The 25208-nt window shown below is 42.5% G+C and carries 22 protein-coding genes; 10 read left to right on the forward strand and 12 right to left on the reverse strand.

Translation table 11 applies throughout. From position 1 onward, the window contains the following. Nucleotides 1–117 precede the first annotated feature (117 nt). Nucleotides 118–465 (forward strand): helix-turn-helix domain-containing protein, encoded by a 348-nt coding sequence (locus tag HWQ44_RS32350; protein ID WP_292726413.1) that lies wholly within the window; start codon nucleotides 118–120, stop codon nucleotides 463–465. Between the two features lie 72 nt (nucleotides 466–537). On the opposite strand, the gene HWQ44_RS32355 is transcribed toward HWQ44_RS32350, so the two are convergent. The 3 genes from HWQ44_RS32355 to HWQ44_RS32365 are packed head-to-tail and all read right to left on the reverse strand — an operon-like array spanning nucleotide 538 to nucleotide 2216. After that, nucleotides 538–930, reverse strand: a complete 393-nt coding sequence (locus HWQ44_RS32355; RefSeq protein WP_292726415.1) for a hypothetical protein — start codon at nucleotides 928–930, stop codon at nucleotides 538–540. Between the two features lie 26 nt (nucleotides 931–956). After that, a complete protein-coding gene (locus HWQ44_RS32360; protein WP_292726416.1) occupies nucleotides 957–1562 on the reverse strand; it encodes a VWA domain-containing protein in 606 nt (201 codons plus the stop codon). Nucleotides 1563–1610: 48 nt separating this feature from the next. After that, complete coding sequence (locus tag HWQ44_RS32365) at nucleotides 1611–2216, reverse strand: VWA domain-containing protein (protein WP_104910068.1); 606 nt, start codon at nucleotides 2214–2216, stop codon at nucleotides 1611–1613. Nucleotides 2217–2515: 299 nt separating this feature from the next. Here HWQ44_RS32365 and HWQ44_RS32370 point away from each other — a divergent pair, with 299 nt between their 5' ends. Further along, complete coding sequence (locus HWQ44_RS32370) at nucleotides 2516–5578, forward strand: PAS domain S-box protein (protein ID WP_292726417.1); 3063 nt, start codon at nucleotides 2516–2518, stop codon at nucleotides 5576–5578. Between the two features lie 15 nt (nucleotides 5579–5593). On the opposite strand, the gene obgE is transcribed toward HWQ44_RS32370, so the two are convergent. Beyond that, entirely contained in the window at nucleotides 5594–6622 is a 1029-nt protein-coding gene (gene obgE / locus HWQ44_RS32375) for a GTPase ObgE (RefSeq protein ID WP_292726419.1), read from the reverse strand. A gap of 140 nt (nucleotides 6623–6762) precedes the next feature. Continuing rightward, nucleotides 6763–7440, reverse strand: a complete 678-nt coding sequence (locus tag HWQ44_RS32380; RefSeq protein WP_292726421.1) for a Mo-dependent nitrogenase C-terminal domain-containing protein — start codon at nucleotides 7438–7440, stop codon at nucleotides 6763–6765. Nucleotides 7441–7489: 49 nt separating this feature from the next. On the opposite strand from HWQ44_RS32380, the gene HWQ44_RS32385 reads away from it, so the two are divergent. Continuing rightward, on the forward strand, nucleotides 7490–7621 hold the full coding sequence (locus tag HWQ44_RS32385) for a hypothetical protein (protein WP_292726422.1): 132 nt from the start codon (nucleotides 7490–7492) through the stop codon (nucleotides 7619–7621). Between the two features lie 374 nt (nucleotides 7622–7995). Beyond that, nucleotides 7996–9096: a glutamate--cysteine ligase gene (locus HWQ44_RS32390; protein WP_292726424.1), complete on the forward strand. Its 1101-nt coding sequence runs from the start codon at nucleotides 7996–7998 to the stop codon at nucleotides 9094–9096. 26 nt (nucleotides 9097–9122) lie between these two features. Here HWQ44_RS32390 and HWQ44_RS32395 read toward each other — a convergent pair whose 3' ends face one another. Further along, nucleotides 9123–9290: a hypothetical protein gene (locus tag HWQ44_RS32395; protein ID WP_292726426.1), complete on the reverse strand. Its 168-nt coding sequence runs from the start codon at nucleotides 9288–9290 to the stop codon at nucleotides 9123–9125. 760 nt (nucleotides 9291–10050) lie between these two features. Here HWQ44_RS32395 and HWQ44_RS32400 point away from each other — a divergent pair. The 3 genes from HWQ44_RS32400 (at nucleotide 10051) to HWQ44_RS32410 (ending at nucleotide 12460) form a co-directional block, all read left to right on the forward strand. Continuing rightward, nucleotides 10051–10407, forward strand: a complete 357-nt coding sequence (locus HWQ44_RS32400) for a hypothetical protein (RefSeq protein ID WP_292726427.1) — start codon at nucleotides 10051–10053, stop codon at nucleotides 10405–10407. A gap of 480 nt (nucleotides 10408–10887) precedes the next feature. After that, nucleotides 10888–11427 carry a Dps family protein gene (locus HWQ44_RS32405; RefSeq protein ID WP_292726429.1) on the forward strand — a complete coding sequence of 180 codons (540 nt, stop codon included), beginning with the start codon at nucleotides 10888–10890 and terminating at the stop codon, nucleotides 11425–11427. A gap of 265 nt (nucleotides 11428–11692) precedes the next feature. Next, a complete protein-coding gene (locus HWQ44_RS32410; RefSeq protein ID WP_292726431.1) occupies nucleotides 11693–12460 on the forward strand; it encodes a ChaB family protein in 768 nt (255 codons plus the stop codon). A 317-nt stretch (nucleotides 12461–12777) separates the two neighbouring features. On the opposite strand, the gene HWQ44_RS32415 is transcribed toward HWQ44_RS32410, so the two are convergent. Further along, nucleotides 12778–14511 (reverse strand): R3H domain-containing nucleic acid-binding protein, encoded by a 1734-nt coding sequence (locus tag HWQ44_RS32415; protein ID WP_292726458.1) that lies wholly within the window; start codon nucleotides 14509–14511, stop codon nucleotides 12778–12780. An 83-nt stretch (nucleotides 14512–14594) separates the two neighbouring features. Next, nucleotides 14595–15767, reverse strand: coding sequence for a circadian clock protein LdpA (gene ldpA, locus HWQ44_RS32420; protein ID WP_292726433.1), 1173 nt, complete (start codon nucleotides 15765–15767; stop codon nucleotides 14595–14597). 734 nt (nucleotides 15768–16501) lie between these two features. Between ldpA and HWQ44_RS32425 the strand changes: the two genes are divergently transcribed. Continuing rightward, nucleotides 16502–16861: a VOC family protein gene (locus tag HWQ44_RS32425; RefSeq protein WP_292726460.1), complete on the forward strand. Its 360-nt coding sequence runs from the start codon at nucleotides 16502–16504 to the stop codon at nucleotides 16859–16861. A 174-nt stretch (nucleotides 16862–17035) separates the two neighbouring features. After that, a complete protein-coding gene (locus tag HWQ44_RS32430) occupies nucleotides 17036–18343 on the forward strand; it encodes a recombinase family protein (protein ID WP_292726435.1) in 1308 nt (435 codons plus the stop codon). 420 nt (nucleotides 18344–18763) lie between these two features. On the opposite strand, the gene HWQ44_RS32435 is transcribed toward HWQ44_RS32430, so the two are convergent. Beyond that, entirely contained in the window at nucleotides 18764–19963 is a 1200-nt protein-coding gene (locus HWQ44_RS32435; RefSeq protein ID WP_292726437.1) for a hypothetical protein, read from the reverse strand. Between the two features lie 813 nt (nucleotides 19964–20776). Here HWQ44_RS32435 and HWQ44_RS32440 point away from each other — a divergent pair. Further along, nucleotides 20777–22396, forward strand: a complete 1620-nt coding sequence (locus tag HWQ44_RS32440) for a glycosyltransferase family 39 protein (RefSeq protein WP_292726439.1) — start codon at nucleotides 20777–20779, stop codon at nucleotides 22394–22396. A gap of 233 nt (nucleotides 22397–22629) precedes the next feature. Here the strand turns inward: HWQ44_RS32440 and HWQ44_RS32445 are convergent, their stop codons facing one another. From HWQ44_RS32445 to HWQ44_RS32455, 3 genes are all read right to left on the reverse strand, one after another. Then, complete coding sequence (locus tag HWQ44_RS32445; RefSeq protein WP_292726441.1) at nucleotides 22630–23538, reverse strand: MoxR family ATPase; 909 nt, start codon at nucleotides 23536–23538, stop codon at nucleotides 22630–22632. Nucleotides 23539–23739: 201 nt separating this feature from the next. Continuing rightward, the gene (locus HWQ44_RS32450) at nucleotides 23740–24804 is read right to left on the reverse strand and encodes a bifunctional riboflavin kinase/FAD synthetase (RefSeq protein WP_292726443.1); all 1065 of its coding nucleotides are present in this window, start codon (nucleotides 24802–24804) and stop codon (nucleotides 23740–23742) included. 33 nt (nucleotides 24805–24837) lie between these two features. Beyond that, a complete protein-coding gene (locus tag HWQ44_RS32455; protein WP_292726445.1) occupies nucleotides 24838–25149 on the reverse strand; it encodes a hypothetical protein in 312 nt (103 codons plus the stop codon). Nucleotides 25150–25208: the final 59 nt, after the last annotated feature.

Genomic DNA, 25208 nt, shown 5'->3' on the forward strand with positions numbered 1-25208 from the left:
GGATGCTTTGAGGCTGACAAGATAATATTTTTAATCTCTAATTCCATTTGATTTGTGTTCTCTCATATCGCTTTTAGTCTAAACTCCAGTAAGTAAAGTTCTTCTTAAAAACTAACTATGAAAGCTGAAGCAGAAAATAATAGCAGGCTGACTTGTGAAGTAGAAACTACCCTAAAGGTGATTGGCGGACGCTGGAAAGTTTTGATTATTAGAGAATTAATGACTGGCGTAAAACGGTTTGGCGAGTTGCAGCGGGCTTTACCTGGAGTTACGCAAAAGATGCTGACCCAGCAACTCAGAGAAATGGAGTTAGATGGTATTATTCATCGAGAAGTTTATCCCCAAATTCCACCCAAGGTAGAATATTCACTGACCCCTTTAGGAGAAACTTTGCAACCAATTCTCTATGCTATGCATGAATGGGCTGTTCAACATTTAGCTCTCACAAATCACCATCAATATTGACTATGAGTAATAAATAATAATCGTTAGTTTTCAATCCGAATAAGCAGATTTATCCGTATAAGTTTAAATTGTTTATTCGTTGTTTTTTAAATATTCAATCGCTGCCTCTAATTTAGAGGGATAACTTTCAGCAAATCTTTCAAACCAAAGTCCTTCGGACGATAGTGGATCTACTTTAGCTAGCCATTCTTTTGCCTGCACTTTCAAAGCCTCTAGTTGTTTGACTTTGAGTTGTTCTTGTCGAATACGTTCCTGTTCTAGTTCTTGCTGTTTTTTTAACTCAATAGCAGCATCCTCTTCGGCAAAATCAGCCTTAACTTCTGCCAAAAGGTTATCCATGAAAGATGCCGACTTTGGCGATGATGGAATAAACGATTTGGCTGTGGCTGATTTTGACTGCTGTTCTGGTTGTACTTCTTGGTATTCAGTTTGGAGTTGAGCTAACAGCTTATCAATGGAATCCATTTTGGCAATTCCTATAAATAGTATGGCTAGTCATTAATGGCATTGAGTAGCACTTCCGATAGACTCATATCTTCCATATCTTCCATAGTAATTGTGTCACAAATATCAAACTTAGCACCAGCACTTTGGAGATCATCGTCTAAGAGTTTGAGAAAGCGAGTAGCTTGCTGATCTGTGCCAACTTGAATAAAGGAAATAGCTAGTTCTTCATCTCGATCGATGCGGCGAGAAGCTTCAATAATTACCTTCATGACTGCTTTGCGATCGTCCGGTTCACCATCAGTAACCACTAAAATTGTTTCACCATTTGGCTTTGTTTGACCGGCTGCTTTGCGTTGAAGGTAATCATCAGTTGCGTGTTTTAATACACCTGCCAAATCAGTTGTACCAGAAGGATCATTTTCTCGAAAAATCTGTGATACCTTGCTGGATGTCACATTTTCGTATCGCTTGAACCTACCAGAAAATAGATAGATAGTGATGCCATCTGGGTCAAATTGCTCACACTTACTAGCTAAAGCTAAAGTAGATTCCTGGGCGGCAACCCATCTACTTCTACCACCCTTTTGATCTTGGGTTGCCATGCTACCACTTTTGTCAATAATCAAGGTATAGTCACGATTTTCTAGCATTATTAAATTCTCCAATTAAGAATTACTCGACTATGGGTGATTCACACATTAATCAGTTATTGCGTTCGTCAATACATCTACAAGGCTCATTTCTTCTAAGTCGTCTAAAGTGACGGTATCGCAAATATCAAATTTAGCGCCGACACTTTGCAACTGATCATCCAAAGCTTTAAGGAACTTAGTTGCTTGAGCATCTGAACCTACTTGAATGATCGAAATTCCTAATTCTTCATCACGCTCCATCTGGCGAGTAGCATGAATGATGACTTCAAACACAGCCTTGCGATCGTCTGGTTCACCATCGGTGATGACTAAAATTGTCTCTCCGTTTGGCTTGGTTTTACCGGCTGCTTTGCGTTGAAAGTAGTTATTGAGGGCATCCTGGAGTACACCTGCTAAGTTTGTTGTGCCAGAAGGGTCATTTTCGAGAAATATCTGGGCAACTTTGGCTGAGGTAACATCATCGTAGCGTTTAAATCTACCAGAAAACACGTAAACAGTGATGCCATCGGGGTCAAACTGTTCGGCCTTTCTTGCCAAAGCGAGAGTAGACTCTTGGGCGATTTCCCATCTACTTCTACCACCCACTTGGTCGGGTGTTGACATACTACCGCTTTTGTCAATGATTAATGTATAGTCGCGATCGCTCATCATAATCTTCCTCTGATTGTTACCCTGTGGTTCTAGTCTAGTCTAGGAATTTGGCGATCCCGCAAGCATTTTAAGGTTTTGTATCAATTATGCTACTCAAAAAACCCACACCACAGTCGATGAATGCGTTGGCGTAGCCCGCCGCCGCCATCGCCTAACGGGACTTAGAGCATAGAATCTTCCCAATCCTCAATCCCTTGTTGCATCCATATTTAGTCTGGGAATAATAAATACTACTTATGCTGACACATACGGAGCTAAACAAAAACTGTTTAGCTCCATTTTTAGAGATAAATTCGGGTATGAACCATCCCAGATTCTTAGATAACCCCGCATCAAAACAAAACACGCAGCAGCAAAACTTCTCTTTGGCATTTCTGCATCAAATGCTCAACGGCATATCTGACCCAATTTTTGTCAAAGACCGTCAACATTGCTGGGTATTACTTAACGATACCTACTGTGATTTCGTTGGTCATAGCCGAGAAGAATTAATTGGCAAGTCAGACTATGATTTTTTTACTCAAGCAGAAGCTGATGTGTTCCGGGAAAAAGATGAACTGATTTTCACCGCAAATATTACTAATGAGAGCCAGGATCTTTTTACCGATGCTCAGGGTATAACTCATCTCATCTCTACAAAAAAGTCTTGCTTTGAGGATGAGACTGGTAATAAATTTCTGGTGGGTAGTATTCGAGACATTATTTTACAGAGTAAAGTCAGTAAAGTTCTGGCTGTGAATGGTAGAGTTACTGATACTACTGATCTTATGGAAACCTTAGAAGAACTCCAAGTAGTTGAAGAAGAACTGCGCCAACAAAAGGAAGAACTAGCGATCGCTCGTGAAACAACTGAATTAGAGCATCGGCGTTACCAGGATTTGTTTGATCTTGCTCCAGATGCTTACTTGGTGACCGATGTGGGCGGCATCATCAAAGAGGCTAACGATGTAAGCGCAGCCTTACTATCTGTCAGACAAAACTATCTGATAGGTAAACCATTCATCCTCTTTATCGCTGAACCAGACCGCCAAACCTTCATAACCAAACTGGCAAATTTGCAGCAGGTACAGGATGGGGAAGTCCATCTAAAGTCACAAGAAGGTACAGTTTTTCCTGCTAGTATCAAGATGGTTGCTATGTATGATTCACAGGGTCAGCAGGTCGGCTGGCGTTGGTTGCTTCGAGACATTAGCGAACAGCAAGCTATGCTACGCGATATCTACGACGAGCTTCGCTTACGCCAGCAAGCAGAGAAAAACCTACACCGCATGAATGCTGTACTCCAAGCTCAACAAGAAGCTTCCATCGACGGAATTTTGATTATTGATGAAAATCTTACAGTTACATCATTTAATCAGAAATTCTCCCAGTTATGGCAAATTCCTGCTGCAATTCTCGAAACACGCGACGATCGCCAACTTCTGCGATGGGTACTAGACCAACTAGTAAATCCAGACGAATTTATGGCTAAAGTGAAGTATCTTTACCAGCATCCAGAGGAAAGTAGCCGTGATGAAATTTTCCTCAAGTCTGGAAAGATTTTTGAGCGCTATTCTGCACCTGTGCGTGGACAGCAAGGGGCTGGCGATGAGATATCACCTTTAGAAGACTATTACGGTAGGATTTGGTATTATCGCGACATTACCGAATACAAGCAAGCAGAGGCAGAACTCAGGACTTCACAGCAAAGGCTGGCATTACTGATTGAACAAACACCTTTAGCCATTATTGAATGGAATACCAACTTTGAAGTTCAAACATGGAATCGGGCAGCAGAAAGAATCTTTGGATACACCACAGAGGAAATGCTGGGGAATCGTTTTGAGATCATAGTACCTGAAAACGTCAAAAAACACGTAAATGAGATTATCACTGCCTTGTTAACACAACGAGGAGGAAGTTTTAGTGTCAACGACAACATCACTAAAGATGGCAGGACGATAGTTGGTGAGTGGTATAACAATCCGTTAGTGGCTCCTAATGGTCAGGTGATTGGCATTGCCTCAATGGTGTTAGACATCACAGAACGCAAACGCGCTGAAGAGGAACAGCAAAAATTTGTCGCCTTGGTTGAAAACAGCAGCGACTTTATTGGCATTGCTTCAATGGAAGGACAAGTTGTCTATGTAAACCCTGCTGGACTCAAGATGGTGGGACTTAGTAGCCTGGAAGCAGCCAAAACCAAATCCCTGGATGATTTTCATTCACCAGAAGCTTTTGCAGAGTTGAAAGAGCAAATTACTCCTTTGATGATTCAACATGGTTTCTGGCAAGGCGAGTTTCGCCATAGACATTTTCAAACAGGCATAGAAATTCCCACTGATTGCAGCCTGTTTATGGTTAAACATCCTGAAACAGGAGAGCCTTTCTGTCGAGTAGCTGTTGCTAGGGACATTACAGAACGCAAACAAGCCAAGGAAGCCCTGCTAAAGTCGGAAGCGCAACTCCGACAACAAGCCCAAGAACTCAAAAAAGCATTCTACGAACTTCAACACACTCAGACTCACTTAATTCAAACTGAAAAGATGTCTAGTTTGGGTCAACTCGTCGCCGGAGTGGCACACGAAATCAACAACCCAGTCAATTTTATCTATGGCAACCTCAACCCTGCCAAGGAATACACCCAAGATTTACTTTCACTTTTGCAACTTTACCAAAGCCATTATCCCGAACCAGTGCTAGAAATTCAGGATTTTGCAGACCAAATCGAACTAGACTTTTTGAAATTAGATTTTCCACAAATAATCAACTCCATGAAAGTTGGGGCAGATCGCATTCGCGAGATTGTGCTTTCCCTACGAACGTTTTCGCGCTTGGATGAAGCCGAAATGAAAGCTGTTGATATCCATGAGGGAATCGACAGTACTTTGATGATTTTGCAAAACCGCCTCAAGGCTAATGACCAGCGCCCAACAATTGAAATTATCAAAGAATACGCCAAACTACCGTTGGTTGAATGTTACGCTGGGCAGCTAAATCAAGTATTCATGAATATTTTGACAAATGCGATCGATGCCTTGGAAGAGTCATTCGTCATTTGTCCTATCCTTTGGGAAAACGCCCGAAAGGTAGAGCAAATGACTTCCCCACAAATTCGCATTCGCACCCAACTACAGAAGCCAAATCAGGTAATAATTGGGATTGCTGACAATGGATTGGGAATACCAAAAGAAGTTAAAAAACAACTATTTGACCCCTTCTTTACTACCAAGCCTATCGGCAAAGGTACGGGGATGGGTCTTGCCATTAGCTACCAAATAATTACAGAAAGACATGGTGGTTCCTTAGAATGTATTTCGCAGCCAGGACAAGGCGCTGAGTTTGCGATCAAGATTCCCTTGATCCAGGATATGTCAGCATAATTCGTAATTATTTCGTCAGCTAAATACCTCAACTTGTTCAGGAACCTTCATTTGGTCGAGTATTCCCCAAATTTCCTGTAACATCGGCTCTAACCCGGTGCGAGTAACCGCTGAAATCACAAAAACCGGGGCGTAGGAGAGATGATTAAGTTGGGTGGCTAACGCCTCTAAATCGACAGTTTCCCGATCAACTGCATCAATTTTGTTCAGCGCCAAAATTTGCGGCCGTTCTGCTAAACCCCGCCCATAAGCTTGTAATTCTTCCTTAATCGTGTTATAGTCTCTAACCACATCATTGCTAGTGGCATCAATCAAGTGAAGTAGTACCCGTGTGCGCTCGATATGGCGCAAGAAATCGTGTCCCAGTCCGGCACCGTGAGCCGCTCCCTCAATTAATCCGGGAATGTCGGCGAAAACAGTCCCATCACCAGTAGGTTTCCGCACTACACCCAAATTTGGGATGAGGGTAGTGAAGGGATAGTCTGCGATTTTCGGACGTGCAGCGGATAAAGATGAAATTAGAGTTGATTTACCAGCATTTGGTAAGCCAATAATCCCCACCTCTGCCAAAAGTTTTAACTCCAGGCGCAGCTGCTTTATTTCCCCTGGTAATCCTGGGAGGGCATATTCTGGGGCGCGGTTGCGGTTACTCAAGAAATGCTGATTTCCCAGTCCGCCTTTACCACCTTGAGCAATCCGCAAAGTCTGCTTAGGTTCAATTAAATCCCCCAGTAATTCGCCAGTTTCAGCATCATAAATGGTTGTACCACAGGGAACTTCGATGATCAAATCTTTTCCTGCTGCTCCAGTACAGTTACTTGGCCCGCCACGAGTCCCCTTTTCTGCCTGAAAGCGATGGTTGTATCTGAAGTCCAGCAAGGTTTGTAGGTTTTCATCGGCAACGAAAAATACCGAACCGCCTCGCCCCCCATTACCACCAGAGGGGCCACCAGTCGGCACGTACTTCTCTCGCCGGAAGGCGACAATACCATCGCCGCCCTTACCAGCTTCAACTTCAATTTTTGCTTGGTCGATAAATTGCATATTTCTAGAGTGCTGAGTGCTGAGTCCTGAGTTTTGAGTTGTGAGTTATAAATTATAAGTTTTTAATTAACTTTAACTCTTTACTCTTTACTTTTAACTCAATACTCCTCACTCCTAACTCCCCACTCAGCACTCAGCACTCAAATATATGGTGAAACATCTTCACCGCATTTATCTGCTAGATAGGAAAGGGCGCGGAAACGTAAGCCCACCAGTTGCTCATACAACGGGTTAATTTTACACATCGGCGGAATATGCACAATCTTGCGTCCAAATAAGGTGACATCCCGCTCAAAGGGACACTGAGAGGGAATCATTTTACACAAGAAGCGAGCTACTCTTGGGTCTTGGATATCTAGCCTATCCAGCCAGTCTCGCAGGGGGTGTAGTGCATTAATTTGACGCTTTGTAAGTCCAGTTGTGAGGGTCGTGGGGGTAATTTGCTCTGGATGTTCCAGGGTGTGACGAAGGGCTTCCAGGAAATTCTCTGGTTGTTCTAAGGCTTGGCAGAACTGTTGCAGAACCTCATCTTCGCTGGGAGAATAAGTACCATCTGCGATCGCTACCATCACCGCTGTCCTTAAGAAATTTTCCGCTGCTGGTGTATTTTTACCCAACACTGCGGCTAATTCTTCTGGGGTAATTACCTCTAGTAAGTCGCATTTAATCTTAGGAGCTAATTCATCTTCGGTGATGTTGGCAATTAATTCCTGCTCTTGATCATCAAAATTACCATCAGCCCAAGCAATAGTAAGCAGCCCACGCAACCAAGCGGCAATCTGTTCGCTGCTGTAGGGGGATTGAACGGTACTTGTCATAAACTCACGTCTCAAGCTTTCCTCAGTCACTACTAAGCTACCCTACCCAGTGACTATGAAGATAGTGGAAGCAGCAGAGAAAAATCAAGAAAGCGCGATCGCACCGCCAATGCCAGGGGCAAACGCCTTATCCATAAACAGTAAACCAGAGAAATTTCCAAATCGCAACAGTGGGTCTTAAGGTAAAATCTGTCTGAGAGTAATCTTGAGAATCTTTTCTACTTAAGTTTTTGAATCAAAATAAAGTGATTATCGGTATTATACAAGAATCGTGACTGTTATTTTCTAAATAACAATGGAACAAACTCCATCGCACTATAATCTCTAATTATCCAAGATTTTCAGCGACATTTGATGCTGAGAGGAGTCAATTCACTATTGCAAAATAATCTTATTTATCTTCTGATTGCATATCAATAGGCATTAGTTCGATTAGGTTGACCATCCAAAATCCCAATTCTATGATCTCTAATCCAAGCCCTATAGGCAGTATGGGGTCAATCCAAAATCCAAAATTGAGTGACTCTAAATAATTGTAATTAAGGTATATTTATAATGTTTTTCTTTGGCATTGAGCATGAAGTTGCTTTCCTAAACAAAGAAGGAAAGTTTGCTGATTTTTCCCACACCAAATTTGCTGATTTCAATCAAATTATTGAAATGCTACCTACATACCCCAGCGACTATCCTCAACTGCGGGTTGGGGATGCCGGTATTAAAATGAAGAGATGGTATATTGAGGGATTTGAAAGGTTTGCTGATTCCGATGAAGTGATAGACTGTCATGTTAAAGGTATTGAAATTAGAACAACCATACATTCTAATATTCAAGGCGCTATCACTGAATTATCAGAAAGTTTTCACTTGCTACGTGAGGTTGCTGCTAATTTTGATTTATCTCCAGTCTTGGTCAGTTTTAATCCCTACAATCCTGTTTTTGAGCCTCAACCCCCATTAAACGATTATGAAGTCAAACAGCTAGAGGCTTATCCTGACGAACAAACTGCTAATATTCACATGGTTTCTTACGGGCCAGATTTAAATATTTCAATGGCAAATTTGTCTCCTGAAGATGTGATTGATGTTGGTAAAAAGTTAACTTATTACAGCCCCTATATTGTCCCTTTTAGTTATAGTTCTCCTTTTTATAACGGAGGCTTATGGGATGGATTATCGGTACGAACATTTATCAGAACCGGAAAAAGACCAGCAGCCCTAGTTTTTATTCATAAACAAGAACAACTGATTAATAGCATACCTTCCTTAACAAAAATCGCCCGCATTCCATCTGAAATAGGACGTATCGAATTTAAAGCTTGTGATAGTTGTGATGATTTTTTAATCTATGCGGCTTTGCTGACATTATTGAAAGGCTTGATATTAGATGAAACCTTGCTGGGGAGAGCAACTGTACCTGATGCGGGGTTACATCAACTTTCTGCAAAACAAGGGTTTGACAACGAAGATATTTTTGGAAATGCGACAAAAATCTTGCAAGCAGTCGAAGTGGCCTTGGGAGATGACCCAGATGTTCATTATTTAACGCCGTTAAAAGTGCTGTTGGCGAACCGAAAAACAAGATCCCATGAATTAATAGAAATGTTCCATCATCTAAGTTCAATAGAAGAGGTAATAAGGCAGACTTATCAAGTTTAAAGGAAATGGAGAATGAGGAATCTTATTTAATAAACAGCTTTTTGGTTGACAATCGTTAGCAAGGATGATTTCGCGTCGGTATTGTTCTGGGGTGGAATGTCTGGGAATGACTGCGGTATTAACTCCATCCATACCCATTGCGCCATTGCGATCGCACCACTGTGAGGGATGTTAGTATTTTCTAAAATCAGCACATCTGCATCAGGATTTAGCTTGTTTCGCTAAAATCCTCTAAAGTCGATCTTGTGCGAAAATAAGTATTTATTATAGCTTATAGGATAAACATATGATAATTTTATCTTTATGCCGTATTTTCTCTGTTAAATTTCTCACATGAATAAGCAGTAAATGTGAGATCCGGCAAAAGTCTTTTTACTGCGGAGCATTCCAAATCTGTAAGTTATATCAAACTCAAGTTATGAATTGTCATTCCGAACACTATGGTATCGCTTCGTACCCCATGCAAAGGCTGACGCCAACGCAACGATCAATATATTCTTGCAAAATTGTGGTGCTTTATTCTACTGATTGGATAAAGTCAAGGTAACTGAATATAAGTAGTAGAGCCATCAACCTGCTAAAACTATATTAAGTCGATATACCTAGAGACTGATTTTCTGACAAATACAGATACGGCAAATTTCATTCTAGAGATTGATGCAGGCGTTAGCGGTTTCAAAGTAAAAGTAGAAAAAGGGAACCTGAAAAGAATTATCTCAATACAAGATGTAATGAGTTTGCTAAAGAATTAAGGTGGTATCGTGTGATTATACCTTACTAATTCGATGCAGAAATACAAAGATAATTTCTTCGTCAGGTTCGGTTCTCAAGAACTTACAGATTGAAGCGTAGCTTGGTAATTTTATTATTGCTCAAATTTGCTAAATAAAGTTATGAGCTTCCGGTCTTTTCGTGAAAGTTCTGCGTTGTTAAAGCTGTTATTGAGGATTTGAAATGAAAATTGTTGCTTCTGTTTTATCTATGTTACGTCCAGTACGTTTTCTAGTTGTGGCTTTCACTTGCGCCTTAGTATTGTTATCTAATGCTTTCCCTGCTTTTGCAATCGATAGCTACCAAAGTAATCCCACCGAAGGTACTACACAACTGCTTGACATTCAACGCAAAACTGACGAAGCTGCTAAAGAACCACCACAAGGATTGGAAAAGGTTCAAAAAGAGTCCAACAAGGGACTAAATGAGGTTCAAGGAGCGGCTGATATTGACAAGCAGAAGCGTCCAGAAAATTCAGAGGGTGCAACCTCAGTGGAAGAAAATGTAAAGAATTTGTTGGACAAAGTTACAGGTAAGTAATAGAGTTGATACCTGGATAATTTGTCGGTATTAATGGGTGATTGCGTAGAAGCAGTGACCCATTACTACTTAGTAATATTAAGCTGGCAACTTCAATTAAATATAAAAATAAAGTTACAGGTAAGTAATAGAGTTGATACCTGGATAATTTGTCGGTATTAATGGGTGATTGCGTAGAAGCAGTGACCCATTACTACTTAGTAATATTAAGCTGGCAACTTCAATTAAATATAAAAATGAGAAACAAGATCCTCGACTTCTCAAAAAATTCAGGTATCTGAGGTTTGTAGCTATTACAAATCAAACAGGTTGCCATAAATAAGTTTTAAATTATTGGCTAAATAATACTACCTATTAAGGCATAGGTATAACTATATAATGTGATAATTAATCTCAACTCATAATATTTCCTTTGGTTGATGTGGATTACGTGGGAAATTTGCGAAATTAAGAAATAAGTTTGCTTAGGGATGGAAAACAATGCGTGCGATAAACATTGGTTTGACAGAAGAACAGCGTCAAGGTGTAATTAATCTGTTGAATCAAGATTTGGCAGATGCTTATCTACTATTGGTGAAAACCAAAAAGTATCACTGGGATGTCGTTGGGCCTCAGTTCCGCTCTTTGCACCAGCTTTGGGAAGAACACTACCAAAAGCTGACTCTCAATATTGATGCCTTAGCAGAGCGGATTCGTGCTTTGGGGGGTTACCCAGTTGGTACATTGGAAGGATTTCTCAAGCTTGCTACCCTCAAGGAACATGCTGGTAATGTTCCCACAGCAACGGGGATGGTAGCGAATCTAGTGGATGATCACGAGCAGGTTATTCGCAACTTAAGAGACCATGTGGATCAGTCTGGTGAAAAGTTCCACGATCAGGGAACTGCTGACTTTTTAACTGGACTGCTGGAACAGCATGAAGAGATAGCTTGGATGCTGCGTTCGTTTATTGAAGGGGAAGCACTAGACCCAGATGGTAGAAAGCCAGCATCAGAGGCTAAAACACCTGTAGGTGTATAGCTCATCAGCTAATCTGCCTTTAAGTTGCATAATCCTTAGCCTCACAACGACGCTCACAGGAGTTGCGCCAGACGTGGGGATGCAATTTTAAATGATTAATCAAGCTTAACATCTGAGTAGAGGATGGCTGTCTGTAAAACCAGTTTAGAAGGAGGAATAAATCCTGCTTCTAAACTGAATATAAAATAATTAATTTGCCTGCATTTATCTATTCACCATATTCATTACGAAAACAACCTAATAACCTAATAAAAGGAGTATTTAAGTGCCAGAAGTATATAAAGCAGAACGTACCATTTCTGCTGTATTCAAAGAACAGAAGCAAATTGATGATGTGATTCGACGTTTATTAGAGAGGGGTGTGCCTAGAGATCATATTTCGATCATGGGCAGAAACTTCCAATCGGAAACGAGAATTGCTGGCTTTATTAGTAAAAAAGATGTGATTCTGGGAGGTTTGCGAACAGGGGCGGTTTTTGGTTCCTTGTTTGGTTCCTTCCTCAGCTTGCTCACTGGTGTAGGCGTATTGTTTATTCCCTTTGTCGGCCCAATAGTGGCAGCAGGGCCCATAGGTGCAGTGCTGTTGGGGGCTGCTAGTGGAGCGATCGCAGGTAGTGCAGGTGCCGGTCTAGTATCGGTTCTAACTACTTTGGGGATGCCAGAAGATAAAGCGGCTATCTACCAAACCCGCTTACAAGCTGGCGAGTTCTTATTGATGGCAGAAGTTCCGAGCGATCGCACTGGTGAGTTTCAATTGCTGCTCGAAAGTGCTGGTGCTGAAGAAATTAACACGATTGAAAAAACCTTTGCTCGTCCTTGTCCTGGACAGTGCAACAGTCCAGAGGACTTGTCTCCTGAGGTTCGCGCTCATCTTTCTCATGAAGCTCAGAGTACATTCATTGAGCGTTATAACACCGTCTTCAATGACAAAAATGATGAGTTCACTGCTGAACAAGCCGCCTGGGAGTCTGTTCGTCAGCAATATGATGAAGATGAAAATGGCGTTTGGTCAAAAGCTAAGGTTAAAGCTTAAACTACTACACGTTAGCAACTAAACTATATAAATCAACGATATCCCCGACTTCTTAGAGAAGTCGGGGATCTGAGTTTTGTGATTTCAACGAAATCAAAACCCATTGCAATTGCTAGCTAGCTAGCTGGATACTTTCTGCTAAAAATTCAGCCAGCAGAGGACGGTGAGATTGGTTCTATATGAGGTAAAAATCGTCCACTTCTACTAAGGTGAGATTAAAGTCTTGTTTTCTTTTCTTAAAGAAAACTCTCTATTAAGATATCAAGTGTCTCCTAGTGATATCCCCTCTCCAAATCGGAGAGGGGTTGAGGGTGGGGTTACGCTGGATAAATCCGTAAGCGGCGATTTGGTTCTTCGCCAAAACTATGCGATTTGAGGCGATAATGTTCTACCAACTCATGTTGCATTTTGCGGACTTGGGGAGAACGTGGCAATAACTCGACTGGCTGTCCTTTGGGAATCACAATTTGCTCAACAGCAAGTCTCGCTTCTTCCAAAGCATCCATCTCATCATCGCTACCATTGTGCAAAAACAGTTGCAGTTCTCGGTCATCGGCCATCTCTGGGTCGTCGATGTTCAGCAACCGCCGCAAGCCACGGGTAATTTGCGGAATGGTGCTGGACTTAATCACGTGGATGGGTACATGACGGGCTTTAGCCATTTGGCGTAATTTGGCGTGGTTTTTGACGTGCGATCGCAGTGCTAAAATTGCATCAGCACTATCTATATCTTTTGTCAATACCACGGGCAAGGTTAGCACGCTAATTACCTGTTCTAATTGGTGACGGCTAACCCCATAAGGGTAAACGTGCAATGGCAAATCTTCACCATTCGGCCCTGGCACTCTTGTAGCAGCATCAAAATCAATGCTCTCAGAATAATTGAAGGATTCATCCAGCAAACGATCAAACTCACTGCGCCCAGTTACCCGCTCTACGGGTAATTGCGGCAATGCGACCATTTGTCCAGATGAACGCCAGCCATTAGACGGTCGCGCTGGTGGAAAAGATTCCTCCACCGTCCCTAGCTGTCCACCGCGACCATTGACAACAGCTAACTGGCGTGTAACACCGATTTTGCCTTGGTCATCAACAGTTCTCGTTTGTGGGCTAGGCTGACGCCCCCGCAACAGATTATCTACAGTGTCAGCAACACTTTCGTGTACTGTCCAGCGTTGGCGTTCCAACATTTCCACAGCAATTTCAAAGGTAGGCGGGGCTTTCCGCTCTAAAACAGTCTTTTGAGAACCTCGCCGTCTAGCTTCATCGTCTCCCAGCGTCACAGCTTGGATACCCCCAACTAAATCAGCCAGGGTGGGGTTTTTAATCAGATTTTCGATCTGATTTCCGTGGGCAGTACCTACTAACTGTACACCCCGTTCTGCAATGGTACGAGCCGCTAAAGCTTCCAGTTCCGTGCCAATTTCATCAATGACAATGACCTCTGGCATGTGGTTTTCCACTGCCTCAATCATCACCTGATGCTGTTGATTTGGATGAGCTACTTGCATCCGCCGAGCGCGACCAATGGCGGGATGGGCAACATCACCATCCCCAGCGATTTCGTTGGAGGTGTCAATAATCACCACTCTTTTATGCAGATCATCCGCCAAAACACGGGCGATTTCCCGTAAGGCAGTAGTTTTGCCCACGCCTGGACGCCCCAGCATGAGAATCGATTTACCAGTTTCTACCAAATCGCGGATCATGCCAATGGTTCCGAATACCGCTCGACCAACGCGACAGGTCAAGCCAATAATCTTACCAGTGCGGTTGCGGATGGCGCTGATCCGATGCAAAGTTTGCTCAATTCCTGCCCGATTATCTCCGCCAAAGATTCCGACTCGTTGAATGCAATCATCTATCTGTTCTTGAGTAACGGGTACTTCGCTCAAATACTCAGCTTGATTAGGAAAGCGAGCCTCTGGGCGACGACCCAAATCCAAGACCACTTCTACTAAACTATCTCGTTTGGGATGACTCTCTAGTACTTGTTGCAGGTCTTGGGGCAAAATGTCTAATAACTTTTGGAGATCGTCTGTAATCGTCATGCTTTCTATGGTGACGTTTTTAGAGATAGCGAGGACATTTGCGTGCAGGAGAACCCGCCCTGGGTATTTTTCCGAACGAGCGATTAACGCTCCTGCTGTGACTTCTTGATCTGGGAAACGAGAGAATGGGCAAGTTCTACAGCTTGCCAAAGTAATACGTCATCTTCTTCTAGGCAAACAGTCGCCTTCACATTGGTGTTACTTACCTCCTTATTCTCTAACTGTTCGAGAATTGGTGACAGCAGTACACGGGCGTAGCTACCGTAGGCGACCCCGGCAATGGAGGCAGAGGGGCAGAGGGGCAGAGGGGCAGAGGAGAAAAGTTCTTCTCTCTCCCCTGCTCCCCTTCTCCCCTGCTCCCCTGCTCTCTTCAGCAATCCCATTGCCTTTAACTTAGCAACGGTATAGCTATTAGTGCCGCCTGCTAACTGCACATATCCCGGTAACTTAGCTGCCAAAACTTTTTGCCCTAATTTCACCGCGGCTATTGTGGTGCCATCGCCAATATCACCACTCATAGAACGACCATCGGTTTGCCAAATTAAAGCACTCTTGAGTGGGGCAACCAGTTCATACAGCGCTCTTAAGTAGTCAGTCATCCCCTCGCCATCGGGACAGCTGATGGCTAGTAACTTTAGTTGATCGGCCCACGGTGAAATTGCTTGCCATAATTGCTCAAATTCTGCCAAACGCCCGACTTTTGTATGGATTTCTACGGCATCTACTCCCGTTGACATTACCAATGGCGCGATCGCTCCCGGCGTTGACATATATGAACTTGTATAAATTATATCGTATGGGCAAACTGGTATACAACGGCCACAGCCATAACACTTTTCGGATATTACTCCCGAAAAGTCTTCTTTGATACTGTTAAACACAATTGCTTGTGCCGGACAAATTCGTTCACAGGGTCTAGGGCAGTTTGTAGGACACTGAGTAGGATTAAATTCTGCTTTCCGAAAATGGGGGTCTTCTCCATCGTTTAGGCTGACCATCAAAAATGGTGAATTGCCTTTGTAGTCAAAGCCTCGCTTTTGGGCATCTTTAGCCAAAGATTTGGCTACTTGCAGCCCTGCTTGCGCTGCTGAAATCACCGCTGGATCAGCTGCAACATCTATGCAGTCAGCGCCCGCCAAAGTATAGGCTAACGTTAAACTTCTGACTGCCGGCAAATGCTGGAAGCTGGCTCCGCAGATCAGCTTGAACCAGTCACCTTGTTTGAGAGATTGTAAAGGGGCGAACAGATCAGTCACTATTCTATTATGCGTTTATGCGACTAAAAATAGTTGTCTGCGATCAAGAAAAAGTCTGGATTTCCTGATTCAGAGATTGGGCATTGAGCATTAATTATTTTATCCCATATCCCATGCCTCTACTTTCTTAGGAGGCTGAACGCCATGAAAAGCCCAACTCTACCACAACTTCCAAACCCTCAACACTCAATTAGAAGCGAAAGGAGGGTTGGGGGATCTTCAAAGACTGGGGTGCTTAAGGGGAAGTTTGAAAACAGGCCCTAGTAGTCTCCCTTGTCCCCTTGTCTTCCCCCACTCCCCACAAGAGTTCAAACTACGTCAAAATTTAAATAAATGCGATCGCATACAGCAGTTCCCGCTATTGTGAGGTACGTATTTAGTGCTGAAAGGGTCTAATATCAGGTTTGGTTAAATACTTATAACATCTGTAGGTTGGATTGAGGAACGAAACCCAACGCTTAATCCTTGTTCATGTTGGGTTTCACTGCCGTTCAACCCAACCTACATTGATAAATTTTATTATAAGTAATCACCCGAACTTGATATAAAAGGAGGGAGTGTGGATGCAGAAAGACTGTACTTCATAACAGCAGGAAGTGCTGTATTATATCAAGTCCGGTTAATTACTTATGATTACCGCATCCGTGCAAAAATCAGGAAAACCTCTTTCTCCCTGTTCCCTGTCCCCTGCGGTCTAAATGATAAGTCTTTACCCGAACATGATATTACCGACAATGCAGATTACCCAAAGTCTCCATACAGCGATTCTTGTGACTGATTTAGAACGCTCCGAGCAATTTTATGGCAAAGTATTGGGATTATCTAAAATAGATCGTTCCCTAAACTACCCTGGTTTATGGTATCAAGTCGGCGACTATCAAATTCACCTGATAGGCGCAACTACTGTCCCCACGGAAAACCCAAACGAAAAATGGGGACGTAATCCCCATGTCGCCTTCTCAGTAACTGACTTAGACGCCGCCAAACAAGAATTGCTCAATCATAATTATCCCATTCAAGTCAGCGCCTCTGGTCGAGCAGCCCTATTCATTCAAGATCCTGATGGCAATATTATCGAGTTGAGTCAGCAGTGAGGGAGAGTGGGGAGAAATCAATTCAAAATTTAAAATTTAAAATTGTTCGTGCGGCATCTCATAGAGAAGAAAAAGACTAGGGGAAATGTAGCTTTAGCTTCGCGTAAGAAGTGAGAAAAGGGGATAAGGAGAATAACCTATGCCCAATGACTAATGCCCAATGCCCAATAACTAATGAAAATCATTGCCTACTCTTACACCGATCCGCTATTAGAATCTTCTCCCGATCAAGCCGATTGGGGGTGGGAGGTGGATCGGGTTTATGAAGATTTGGGCAAGCCCGACTCTTCAGGGCGATCGCAATTACAACAATTATTCACTGATTGCCAAATCGAACCAGCAGATTATCTTCTGATTCGTCGGTTGGAAGAATTGGGGGATACTGTAGAGGAAATTAGCGATCGCTTACACACACTCGAAGTAATGGGAATAGCAGTAATTGCTACTGAACAGCCCTACACTTCCGAAAATTACCCTCTGGGCGCTGACTTGCTGAATTTGCTATACGCAATCCAACGTCAGCAACGTAGTCGTCGCATCCGTCAAGGACACGCCCGTAATCGTCTTGATGTTGCACCGCCACCCGGCAAAGTTCCCTACGGCTATCGTAGAGGTAAGGGAAAATATACCATTGACCGCAGTACTTCACCAGTAGTCAAAGACTTTTTTGAACACTTTTTACTCTATGGTTCCCTGCGGGGTTCAGTTCGTTACCTAGCGAAAAAATACGGCAAGAAAATCTCTGTCACTACTGGAAGACGCTGGCTGACGAACCCAGTTTATCGCGGTAATACAGCTTACCAAAATAGTGAAATTATCTCCAATACCCATATTCCGATTATTTCTAAGGAAGAAGCTGCCCAAATTGACCGACTTTTACGCCGTAATAGCCGTTTACCATCGCGAACTGCTAGTGCACCGCGTTCTTTAGCTGGGTTAGTTGTCTGTGGCAAGTGTCAGTCACATCTGACAGTTACCCGTGTCACCCAACGCAACCAAGATCAGGAGTATCTTTATTTACGTTCTACTAGCTGTCCCCAACTCCCTAAGTGTAAGGCTATTCCCTACCAAGAGGTGTTGGAACATACAATTGAAACGGTTTGCCGCGATTTACCTCTGGCGGTAGCGGGGATGAATTTTCCCCAATTGGATGCAGTGAAGAATAGTTTAGGGCAAGCGATCACTCGTCAGCAAGAAATACTGGCTCAGTTACCCGCTTTAATAGAAACTGGAATTTTGGATGCCGAAACAGCAAAATTAAGGGCTTACAAACTCCGCACGGAAATTTCTGCACTCGAAGCAAAGTTGGCGACTCTTCCTCCAGTTAACTTGCGTTCTGTCGCTCAAGCTGTTTCATTACCACAATTTTGGTTAGATTTGTCGGAAACAGAGCGCCGATTTTACTTTCGAGAATTCATTAGGCAAATTGAGATTATTTTTCAGAATCAAGAATTAAAACTCCAAGTTATTTTTATTTTTTAAGTTCAAAGAACAGTTAGAAACCAATACGTCTGGGTTAAGGAGAATAGTAAGTTTGATTGAGGAATGAAACCCAACCTTGTATCTTAGAAAGAGTAGTAGACCCCCTTTATCCGCCCAATATTTTGGGGGAAACTTGAAATCTTGCCCCCTCCCCGTATGTATTGGGGAGGGGTGATATTATGTCCGGTTAATTACTTATGATTACCGCATCCCTGCAAAAGTCAGGAAAACCTCTTTCTCCCTGCTCCCTGCCCACTACACCCCTGCGGTCTAAATAATAAGTCTTTACTCGAACATGATATGATTCAAGTATTTTTGCAAGAGGTCTATTGATTTTCTGTTAGTCTGCGGAGGCGGACTTTGCTTGTGTAACCGTGAATTCTATTGTCCTATCTCTAAATTGACACACTGCTGTAAAACCTATTTCTGAGATGGTTGATCCTTAGTATACGCAACAGGTTTTGGCCCAGCATTCCGCACATTAATAACTTTATTAAGAATATCAAACCAAAAAGGCGCACCCATTGCAATAGCTAAACCACTTACTATCCAACCACAAATTAGTTTAACAAACTGCCAAATTCTGATTAATAAAATTCTATCACTATTCAAGCCTTTAGTATCTAATTCAAACTGTTGATTGAGGTTTTGCAATCCAATGGGTACAGAAGCATTTTCTAATAGTTTTTCGATTTGTATTCTGGCATTTGAGTCGTTGATATAATCGGTTCGTTGACTTGCGCTTTGAGTAATGGTAGAACGGATCGCCGAATCCCGCGACAGTCTTTTAACAAGGTAAAATGTATCGGTATTAGTTAATATGGCAATTGATATTCCAATTAAAATAGCAACTCCTTTAGCATTACGCTTATAAACACCACTGGCTCGATCCATAGAGCGATCAAACCATGTTTCAACTTCATTTTTAAACTGATTCGTTTCCTCTGTGAGGTCGCCAACTTTTATCCGACTACGTTGAGCAATTACAGAAAGACTCTTGATTAAATTATCAGGTACATTATTAGGCAAGTCATTAACAATATTTCTAAATTCTGGGTCTTCAATATCTCTATAAATTTCTTGAATCTTTAGGTGATCTGGACTTGTTTTATTATTAATACCGTCTTTAAGTTGTTTGTAAGATTCTAATATCATGTGCAGGTTTGTTTTAGATTCTTCACTAGGATGTTTTACATGATTAATTAGCTGGGGAATTTTTAGGGTATCTAATAAAGTAATTGCAAATGTTTCAGAAGGAAGATATGAAGGGCCGCTTTGTTTTTCTCCTAGTCCTTTTTTGTCAATCTTTTTAGTAACTACCCGAAGATGCTTTTCTATTTTCTCCTGGGTTTGTTGATTTAAGGTATTAATTAAAGGATCATTATAAAGTTTTTGTACCAATTCTTCTGCCTTAGTAATATCTGATTTTTCATCAGGAATATCTGAGCCTTTAGTTTGGCTACCACCTGCTAAAAGTAATTCAATTGATTTTTTTAAATGTTTAGCTCTCCATTGTAAAAAGGTGGCAATCAATTCCTGAATTTCAGAGGCTAGCAAGCTCAAAATCAAGTAAATAAAAACTAAGCCAAGAGTAATATCAACAACTACAGGTAAATTCATTAACAGGCTCCCATAATTTGATAGATGCTTATATTTGTAAAAAGTACTTTGAGGAAATTTTATAATACAGATATTTCAATTAAATAATCTCTTAATTAAACTTAAAATGTCAAATTAGTAACCTTTGGCATTTTAAGTTTAATCAATTCTATAGTAATTGTAAATTTGGTTGAAAAAATAAGTATTTTTATAGAGTGTATTAGCGGAGCATAATCCACCACAAGCTTAAAATAGTGCCGGACTTTCTGCTAATACAACGCCAGTTGCTACAAATCTGGTAACTAGAGCAATACACAGGCTTCTTCAGGATATTTAAAAAATAAAATTGGATTAATACAGTATTTTATAAGTAACTATAAAATCTCCTGTTGAAAATTAAGAATTAAGGAATAAAAGGACAAATTGATAATTACTATCCTAAGAAATTAAAATCACATTCATTGAATTGTTCAGCAACCCATTATAACCCTGTAGCAATTAGTTCTTGATTATCGAAAGTGAGATAGCTCAAAACTAAGTAGATAAAAATTAAACTAAGCGTCACCTTAAAAATAAAACACAAGTTCATTTACGGACTACTCAACAGGTAATAAATAATGAATGGGCTGTATTATTTTTATCATTTCTCAGATGAAATGTCCTTTAAACAAATAAGATAAATTTTTCAAAAAGTAGCGCTAATTATAAAAAGTTGAGTTAATCTTGGAAACTAGCAATTGTTAAGAACAGACGTTGTTACTGGGTGGCAACATTGGAGATTCGCTAGATGTCTCTATGTAATCAAACCAGCAAGTAAAATGATTACCAGAGAATATGCAAGAAGGAAGCTTTATTTGGAGTCATCTGGAAAAACAGCATCGCCCGGTTGGCAAATGGATTGATTGGGTATGGCTAATAGTGTTGCTGTTGGCAGCAGTGTTACTGTTTAGCATCAATCTGGGAGGATTGCCCCTGCGAGATTGGGATGAAGGCACTGTGGCACAGGTTGCTCGTGAAATTTGGCACGCACCAGCAGGTTCAATGCGTTGGCTTTACCCAACGCTAGGAGGCGAACCATATCATAACAAGCCGCCTTTAATGCATTTGCTAATTGCTTGGGCTTATTCTCTGGGAGGCGAGAATGAGTGGACAACACGTCTACCTGGAGCAATTTTAACAGCAACCTCTGTACCTTTACTGTATTGCATTGCTCGAGAGATATTTCGCCAACGTTGGGCTGCTATTTATAGCGCTTTGATTTACCTAACAATGCTACCCGTGGTGCGTCATGGGCGGTTAGCAATGTTGGATGGGGCGATGGTAAGTTTTTTGATGGTGATGATGTTATGCGTGTTGCGATCGCGCCGGGATTTACGTTATTGCCTTGGTGTTGGTATTAGTTTTGGATTCATTTGCCTGACTCAAGGACTGCTAGGCGTATTACTAGGTGCGATCGCCCTTGTATTTCTGTTTTGGGATACGCCACGACTGCTCACCTGTTACTATCTGTGGCTCGCCATCTTAATTGGCATTGTGCCCGTGGCTGGTTGGTATGGTGCCCAACTAATTCACTATGGTTATACTTTCGCCCAAATTGGTATTGCAAACCCATCACTAGGCCGAATTGGCTCTGTTGTAGAGGGAAATTCTCAACCACCTTGGTACTATGTGATTGAACTTCTCAAGTACACATGGCCGTGGTTATTATTCTTACCACAAACTGTCCGCTTAACCTGGGAAAATCGCAACCTTAGCTGGGCAAAACTAGTAATGGCGTGGAGTGGTGTTTATCTGCTGGTAATTTCCTTCATGATTACCAAAGTTCCCTGGTATCTATTCCCGATTTACCCTAGTTTAGCCTTAGCTTTTGGTATCCAGTTATCAGATACGGAAAATTCGCCTTTACTCTCATCCTATCCCCGTGCTTGGGTTGCTGGTTTGGCAATACTTGCTGTAGTCGCTTCTGCTGGTAGCATTTATTTCAGTGCGGGTACAACACCAAAAACAGACTTACAACTGATTTTTGCAGCAGTAGCTTTAACTATGACCTTAGCAGCTATTTTGGCAGAACGAGGCGACGGGCAATTTCTGAAGATTTTGTTTTGGGGAAGTTATATTTCGCTGTTGTTGTTAATGAAATCTAACTACTGGGTTTGGGAATTATCTGAAGCCTATCCAGTTAAACCAGTTGCCGCCATGATCGTGCGGGCAAACCCAGCTACGAAGAAGATTTACACATCTTTTCCCTACCATCGTCCCTCGTTGGATTATTATAGCGATCGCACCATTATTCCCGCTTCTGTTGGTGAACTGGAATATTATTGGCACTACAACGGCCAACCCTACTTTCTACTTCATGCATCTGCTTTCAATAATCTTCAACTAGAGTCGATGAAGCTAGTTGACCAAGCTGAAGGCTGGAAGTTAGTTACAAAAGATACTAGTAGATTGTAAATCTGGGGCATTAGGTATGGCGTATTGGGACGAAACAAGGAGAGACTTTTTCTTTTTAATAATTCCCCTTTATCGTCCCCCTTGTCCTCTTGTCTAGATAGGCATAAATGAACTGAAAAGCCTACACTGTGCTGCTTGCAGTCAGTGTAAGAGTATGTCACTTCATCGAACTCACGTTAACACGCACAAATTGCAGCAAGATAAGGAATCTAAAGTTCATACAAACCCTTGCATTAAGGAATAGAAACCGATCGCAATAATCGCTCAACAACAGTTCTTGCATTGCGTCCTCCTCTAGGAATAAGGCGGTGGCAAAGAACGTGAGGGACGAGAAATTTTACATCATCGGGAATGGCATAGTCACGCCCTAATAGAAAAGCTAGGGCTTGGGCAGCCCGTTGTAATGCTAATGTGCCACGCGGACTGACACCAAGGGCAATTTCCTCATCTTGGCGTGTTGCCCGCACCAATTCGAGGATGTACTGTTGCAAGGAAGTTGCCACTTTTACTTGAGAGCAGAGGTAACGCAATTCCTGTACTTCTGCCAAGGTAATACAAGGCTGCAAATTAGCAACCTTCACACCATTTTGGAGATTTTGCAGCATAAGGAGTTCTTCTTTCTCAGAAGGATAGCCCAAACTCAGGGACAACATAAACCGATCCATTTGCGCTTCCGGCAGGGGAAAAGTACCTTGATACTCAATAGGGTTTTGAGTCGCAATGACAAAGAAGGGCTGGGGAACTGCACGAGAGACACCATCAACCGTTACCTGATGTTCTTCCATCACTTCCAGTAAAGCTGACTGAGTGCGGGGTGTAGCACGGTTGATTTCGTCAGCTAGTAGTACATTGGTAAAGACTGGCCCAGAAAGAAAAGTAAATTCGCCGCTTTTTGGGTTCCAGATGTTAGTGCCAGTAATGTCAGTTGGCAGTAAATCGGGGGTACATTGTAGCCGTTGAAACTTGCCATCCACTGAACGAGCTAGGGATTTAGCGAGTAGGGTTTTGCCAACACCAGGGACATCTTCTAGGAGAGCATGACCACCACCTAACAAGGCAACTAGCACTAAGCGTATTGCCTCAGCTTTGCCAACGATGGTAAGAGCCAGATTTTGTGTTAGAGCGTCGATTTTTTCTCTCATGCGGTGCGGGGAGTGGGGACTGGGGAGTGGGGACTGGGGATTGGGGACTGGGGATTGGGGACTGGGGAAGAAGCAAGGGAGCAGGGAGCAGGGAGCAAGGGAGAAGAGTTTTCCTCTCCGCCCCCTGCACCCCGCCCCTCTGCCTCTTTTCAATGCCCAATGCCCCATGCCCAATCCCCAATGCCTTATCTATTGTTCCCACTAAGCACTCAAAACTTCTCTAGCAACAACGCAGTCAAGTTGAATTTGTGTTTTCAGGGCTTCTAGAGAAGGAAATTTTTGTTCAGGGCGCAAAAATTTAACTAGCTGCACAGCCAGTTTTTTGCTATACAAATCACCAGACCAATCAAATAAATGTACTTCTACCGATGAAGAAGTACCGTTTACAGTTGGGCGATTACCGATATTCATTACACCCAAGTTCTCACTAGGAGCGGCATCTGATGTTTCACCGAGAGTGAAAACGCGGACAGCGTAGACTCCTTGGCGGGGCAAAAACTTTTCTTTTGGTAGTTGAAGATTGGCGGTGGGAAAGCCAATTGTTCTGCCCAACTGTTGACCTTGAACGACATCACCAAGGAGGGAGTAGGGGCGTCCTAGTAGCAAATTTGCGTTTTCGATGTCGCCGTGCTCAAGGGTTTGGCGGATCAATGAAGTGCTAATGCGGGCATCCTGAGTCGGAGTAGTACTGACGCAATTGCTTTGGGTGGGCGAGTCACCTGTATAAGTTTGTAAGGGAACGATAGTAACAGGGATATTGTGCTTGGCGGCGAGTAATTGCAAATCTTTGGCAGTGCCACTGCGCTTTTCACCAAAACAAAAATCTTCTCCGATGCTAATTCGCTGGCATCGCAGTTGTTGCACAAGAATTTTTTCTACGAATTCTTCAGGAGTCAAAGCAGACAATTCTTTGTCAAAGGGTAGTAATACCAGTTGTTCTACCCCAAGCGATCGCAATTGTTGAACTTTTTCATCCAATGGCGTTAACAAAGTCCGGGGTTGCCCTGTAAAAAACTCCTGTGGATGGGGGTCAAAGGTGACAACTGTTGAGTAAATATATTCTTGATTTGTCAGTTGATTTTCCTTTGACTGCGGACTACTGGCTACTGACAAGTCACTACCAGGGTGCAAGACTGGTTGAATTACCCTTTGATGACCAAGATGAACACCATCAAACTTGCCAAGGGCAACAGCAGTCGGCGTTAGCAGCCCTTCGCTTGAAGAAGCAACCCACACAGAACACCCATTTTGAGACAAATTTAGCACGTGGATTCTGAGATTTTAGGTTTATTTTAGCTATCAGCAGGAAGCTACCTGATGGTAAACCGCCTTGAATTGGGGAAGGTGGGGCCCCCTCTGGGGATAAGGGGTAATGGGGACTAGGGACTGGGTACTGGGGAAGATATGAGGATTCATACCCCAACCAAATTTTAAAAGAATTTCTTCCCCAGCATACAGTACCCAATACCCAGTCCCGGAGCGCTCATTCCTCCCCAGCAAGTTGGGAAGGAATGGCCACGACCTGTTGAGGAGGACAGCTTTTGTAGATGGTCTAAACTTCCACCAACCGCCCATGAGGTCTTGTGCTATCAGCCAGGGTGTTGATGCCACCCCTTTTAGCTATCAGCCAAAAGCCCTAACCCACGGGAAATCGCCCAAGATGGTTTCTT

Source organism: Nostoc sp. JL34 (assembly GCF_017114945.1).
Lineage (GTDB): Bacteria > Cyanobacteriota > Cyanobacteriia > Cyanobacteriales > Nostocaceae > Nostoc.

Bases quoted from the DNA above. Each gene is read 5' to 3' on its own strand.
- HWQ44_RS32430 (WP_292726435.1), top strand. From the start codon at position 17,036: ATGAAAATCATTGCCTACTCTTACACCGATCCGCTATTAGAATCTTCT.
- HWQ44_RS32360 (WP_292726416.1), bottom strand. From the start codon at position 1,562: ATGCTAGAAAATCGTGACTATACCTTGATTATTGACAAAAGTGGTAGC.
- HWQ44_RS32425 (WP_292726460.1), top strand. From the start codon at position 16,502: ATGCAGATTACCCAAAGTCTCCATACAGCGATTCTTGTGACTGATTTA.
- HWQ44_RS32390 (WP_292726424.1), top strand. From the start codon at position 7,996: ATGTTTTTCTTTGGCATTGAGCATGAAGTTGCTTTCCTAAACAAAGAA.
- HWQ44_RS32370 (WP_292726417.1), top strand. From the start codon at position 2,516: ATGAACCATCCCAGATTCTTAGATAACCCCGCATCAAAACAAAACACG.
- HWQ44_RS32405 (WP_292726429.1), top strand. From the start codon at position 10,888: ATGCGTGCGATAAACATTGGTTTGACAGAAGAACAGCGTCAAGGTGTA.
- HWQ44_RS32380 (WP_292726421.1), bottom strand. From the start codon at position 7,440: ATGACAAGTACCGTTCAATCCCCCTACAGCAGCGAACAGATTGCCGCT.
- HWQ44_RS32415 (WP_292726458.1), bottom strand. From the start codon at position 14,511: ATGACGATTACAGACGATCTCCAAAAGTTATTAGACATTTTGCCCCAA.
- HWQ44_RS32435 (WP_292726437.1), bottom strand. From the start codon at position 19,963: ATGAATTTACCTGTAGTTGTTGATATTACTCTTGGCTTAGTTTTTATT.
- HWQ44_RS32440 (WP_292726439.1), top strand. From the start codon at position 20,777: ATGCAAGAAGGAAGCTTTATTTGGAGTCATCTGGAAAAACAGCATCGC.
- HWQ44_RS32350 (WP_292726413.1), top strand. From the start codon at position 118: ATGAAAGCTGAAGCAGAAAATAATAGCAGGCTGACTTGTGAAGTAGAA.
- HWQ44_RS32355 (WP_292726415.1), bottom strand. From the start codon at position 930: ATGGATTCCATTGATAAGCTGTTAGCTCAACTCCAAACTGAATACCAA.
- HWQ44_RS32400 (WP_292726427.1), top strand. From the start codon at position 10,051: ATGAAAATTGTTGCTTCTGTTTTATCTATGTTACGTCCAGTACGTTTT.
- obgE (WP_292726419.1), bottom strand. From the start codon at position 6,622: ATGCAATTTATCGACCAAGCAAAAATTGAAGTTGAAGCTGGTAAGGGC.
- HWQ44_RS32365 (WP_104910068.1), bottom strand. From the start codon at position 2,216: ATGATGAGCGATCGCGACTATACATTAATCATTGACAAAAGCGGTAGT.
- HWQ44_RS32445 (WP_292726441.1), bottom strand. From the start codon at position 23,538: ATGAGAGAAAAAATCGACGCTCTAACACAAAATCTGGCTCTTACCATC.